The sequence below is a fragment of the Streptomyces sp. SBT349 genome (assembly GCF_001083795.1).
In the GTDB taxonomy this organism is placed as follows: Bacteria; Actinomycetota; Actinomycetes; order Streptomycetales; family Streptomycetaceae; genus Streptomyces.
The window spans coordinates 1-3,779 of the sequence record NZ_LAVK01000513.1; the positions used below are offsets into that span (position 1 = coordinate 1).

Annotated in this window: 3 protein-coding genes; all 3 read right to left on the bottom strand. The window is 77.4% G+C overall.

Features of this window, described 5'->3' with window-relative positions; genetic code table 11:
* Window positions 1-666 (bottom strand): radical SAM protein (locus ADY01_RS33865; RefSeq protein WP_049580600.1); only part of this gene is annotated, 666 nt, incomplete at its 3' end.
* Window positions 667-683: 17 nt separating this feature from the next.
* On the bottom strand, window positions 684-851 hold the full coding sequence (gene fxsA / locus ADY01_RS36415; protein ID WP_063784464.1) for an FxSxx-COOH cyclophane-containing RiPP peptide: 168 nt from the start codon (window positions 849-851) through the stop codon (window positions 684-686).
* 111 nt (window positions 852-962) lie between these two features.
* Window positions 963-3,779: SAV_2336 N-terminal domain-related protein (locus ADY01_RS33870; RefSeq protein WP_049580601.1), on the bottom strand; the 2,817-nt coding region annotated here is incomplete at its 5' end.

Here is a 3,779-nt window from a genome sequence, read left to right on the forward strand (position 1 = left end):
GGGGGCGCCGGGCGGCGGGCGCGTCCAGTTGCCGTGCGGGAGGAGGAAGTCGATGGCGGGCGGATCGAGCGCGACCAGCGACCGGTACGCCTCCAGCGGCTCGGTGGCCAGGTCGATGACGGACAGCACGCCGGCCCATGAGGCCCGGTGGCGCTCCTGGGCGAGCAGGTGGGCGGCCCGCAGGACGGCGGGCCAGGAGGGGCGGCCCGCGTGGTCGACGCGCAGCGCGTTGTGCTGGGCGAGGCCGCCGTCGAGGCTGAGGCCGACGGTGATGCCGTGGGCGGCGAGGGTGGTCAGCTTCTCCTCGGTGAGCAGCACGCCGTTGGTCTGCACGGCGGGGTGGACGGCGCAGCCGGCGGGGACGCGGGCGCGGACGTCGTCGGCGAAGGCGCCGAGCACGGCCGGGTCGGTGAGCAGCGGCTCGCCGCCGTGCAGGACGAGGGAGAGGGCGGGCAGGCGGTGGGCGGCGGCGTGCTCGCCGATGCGCCGGGCGACGGCGCGCAGGGTCGCGGGCCCGGCGGTGACGGGCTGGTCGCGCCAGCCGTCGTCGGCCGCGAAGTACATGTAGCAGTACCGGCAGGCGAGGTTGCAGCGGCTGTTGACCTTCACGACGAACTGCCGGAACGGCTCGCCGGGCGGAGCGGTCCCGTCGGTTCCCGCGCTCACTCGCACCGGTCCTGGTCCTAGGCGATGTCGTCGAACTGCGTGAACCCCCACAGCCCGTCCCGCCCGCCGACCACGCGCTCCCGCAGCTCCTCCAGGACCTCGGTGAGCACGGGATGTTCCAGGTCGCGCAGCTCGGCAAGACTGAGCCCGAGCAGGTCGGGAAGCGGCTCGCGTGCGTCGCTCATGGTGTCCTCTCCGCGGAACGGCGCGCCAATGGGGCCAACCGGAGATTCCCGCCTGGGGCGCGCGAGAAACCCGCCCGTGCGCGTGAGGGGACGCAAGGGGCGCATGGGTGTTCAGCGGTCGCGCTGGAGCGCGTTGAGGCGCGCCGTGGTGGCTTGCGCCGCCGTGTCGTCGTCGGTGAGCTGCCAGAGCCGCTGCGCCGCCCGGTACGCCTCGCCCGCCGCCAGCGGTCGTCTGGCCGCCTCCAGCACGGTGCCGCGCTGGTGGAACGCGGTGGCCGCGAGCCGCACCGGCTCCCGGGTGTCACCGGGGCCGTTCTCGGCGGCCCGCGCCGCCCGCGCGGTCCTGGTGTACGCCTCGGCCGCCTGGTTGAGCCGCTCGGGGCGGCGGATGTGGCGGTAGGCCCTGCGGTGGGTCTCCCCCAGCTCGAACCAGGCCCGTGCCTCGGTCAGCGGCGTGGTCGCGTCCCGCGCCGCCCGGCTGAACAGGTGCTCGGCCTCGCGCAGGTCCACGAGGTCCACGTCCTCCTGGTACCGGGCGATGAGTGCCCGGCCGAGCAGCAGCAGCCTGCCGGGGAGCCGCGGGTCGCCCGCCGGGGTCTCCATGCGGCAGTCGCGCAGCACCCGCACGGCCCGCGAGATGAACGGGCCGCCGTCCGGCCGGTCGGCCCGCCGCAGCAGGGCCGCGCCCCACTCCTCGATCAGGTCGCTGTAGTCGGCGCGGTCCCTCGTTCCCAGCCGGGCGGCCTCCTCGAACCGGCGGGCGGCCTCCTCCAGGTCGGCGGGGCGCTCGTCCGCCTCGTACGTGCGCACGGACAGCCGCCCGGCGCGGACGTGGCAGGCGGCCTTGAGGCCGCGCTCGTCGGCCAGCCGGATCGCCTGCGCGACGACCTCCTCGCCCCACAGCCACTCGCTCTCGGTGAGGAGCAGCGCGTCCACCAGGTCGAGCAGCGCGCGCACGCGGCGCGCGCTCGGGGCGTTCTCCGCCTCCAGCGTCCAGCAGCCCTGCCGCAGCAGCTCCGCCGCCTGCCCGGCGTAGACGTCGGCCTGCTCGGCGTCGTCCGCGGCGGCGGCCAGCCGCAGCAGGGCGCGGCCGTGGGCCAGGGGCAGGGTGCTGGGCTGCGGCTCCTCGGTGGGCCACGCCTCGGTGACGGCCTCCAGGGTGCCGATGGACTCCTGGAGCCTGTGGGTGTCGCCGGTCAGCCGCCACTGCTCCTCCAGGACCTGGGTCCGCTCCAGGGTGAGGTCCACGGCGAGCCGGTGGTCGAGCCCCGGGGTGGAACTGACGGCGTGGAACTCGCGGTCGGCGAGCCGCCACAGCTCCAGGGCACCCCTGGTGTCCCCGGCCGCGCGCCGCTCCCCCGCCTCCGCGGCGCGCACCCGGGCCAGCGCGGCGCGGGCCGAGAGCGATCCGGGGTGTGCGGCGGCGGCGCTCGCCGCGGTGAGCGCCTCGGCCAGCAGTTCGCCGTCGCGCTGCACGCGCCACAGCGCGAGGAGCTGTTCGGCCAGCTCGCTCCAGAGCTCGGGGTCCGAGCCCTGGCCCGCCGCCCGCTGCGACCCGGTGGCCCCCCGCAGCAGCCGCACGGCCTCCAGCTGGTGCTGCACCTTGCCGTCGGCGGCGAACTGCCCGGCCAGCGCCCGCGCCTGGGCGACCGTCACCGAGGGCGGCGGCGCCAGGGGCCCGCCGGGGCCGGTGGGCGGCGGCGGCGCCTCGCGCAGGAAGCGGCGCAGCACCTTCGCGGCGACCTCGGCGAACGGCTGGGGCAGCCGCCGCTCGTCGTCCTCGGGGACCGCCGGGAACGAGGAGGGCTCGCCCTCGCCGGACAGCTGCGCCAGGGCGAGGGCCGGGAAGTTCGGCCCGGTCTTGCCGAACCGCTGCTCGACGTAGCTCGAACAGTGCTTGAGCACGAGCAGCGCCTCGTCCTGGCCCAGCTCGCGGAGCAGTTCGTCGTGGACGCCGTCGGTGAACTCGTACCACCTGCCGTCGCCCCCTGAGCCGTTCTGCCGGCGCAGCAGCCCGCTGAGCAGCACCTCGGACAGCTCGGCCGGGCCGGATCCCGGCAGCATGGTGCGCTGGATGAGCTGCATCACGGGCAGGAAGAGCGGCGCCGCCGCCAGGTAGACGGCGAGCTGCCCGGCCACGGGCGAGGCGGTGGAGCGGAACCGGGAGATCAACGCGGCCGAGGTCCGGGGCGGTCCGTTCGGCCGCCGGACCGGGGCCGGCGGGTGGTCGGGGCGCACCCAGCCGATCGCCGCGGGGACCGCGCTCGGGCCCGCCCCGGAGAGCAGCCCGGCCCAGGCGCCGAGCGCGGCGGGCGTCGGCGGCAGCACCGGAACGGCGACGGCACCCGGGTAGGCGGGCCGCTGGCCGTGGCCGCCGGCCTCGGCGACGAACCGCAGCCGCGCCGAGCCCGCGGGCCCCTCCTCGCGGTGGAGCGTCCCGTGCAGCGCGGGCAGCCGGGTGCGCGGCCACAGCCGCCCGGGGAGCGGCTGCACCACGGCGACCGGGGCGTGGGTGGCGAGCCGGTGCAGCAGCCGGTGGGCGGTGCCCGCCCGCCACAGCGGCCCGGTGCAGTCGCTGACGACCACGGTCAGCCGCCGCCCGGTCGGGTCCTGGAGCTGCCGGGCCGGGCGCAGCGGCGCCTCGGCCGGGTCGAAGCGCCGGCTGACGGCGGGGGCGCCGTCGGGCGACGCGTGGAGGTAGTGGACCTGGAGGTCGCGGAAGGCGCCGAGCCGGCCGAAGACCTCCGCCAGCTCGCCCAGCATCCGCTGCCAGACGCGCATCGCGGGGGCGGCGTCCATGAGGAGCTGGAGCTCGGTGTGGCCGCGGACCTCCTCGCGGAAGGCGGGGCTGAGCAGGCCGCCGGCCCGCGCGGTGCGCTCCACGGTCTCCCGTTCGTCCAGGGCCCTGGCCGGGGTGTCGCGCGGGGG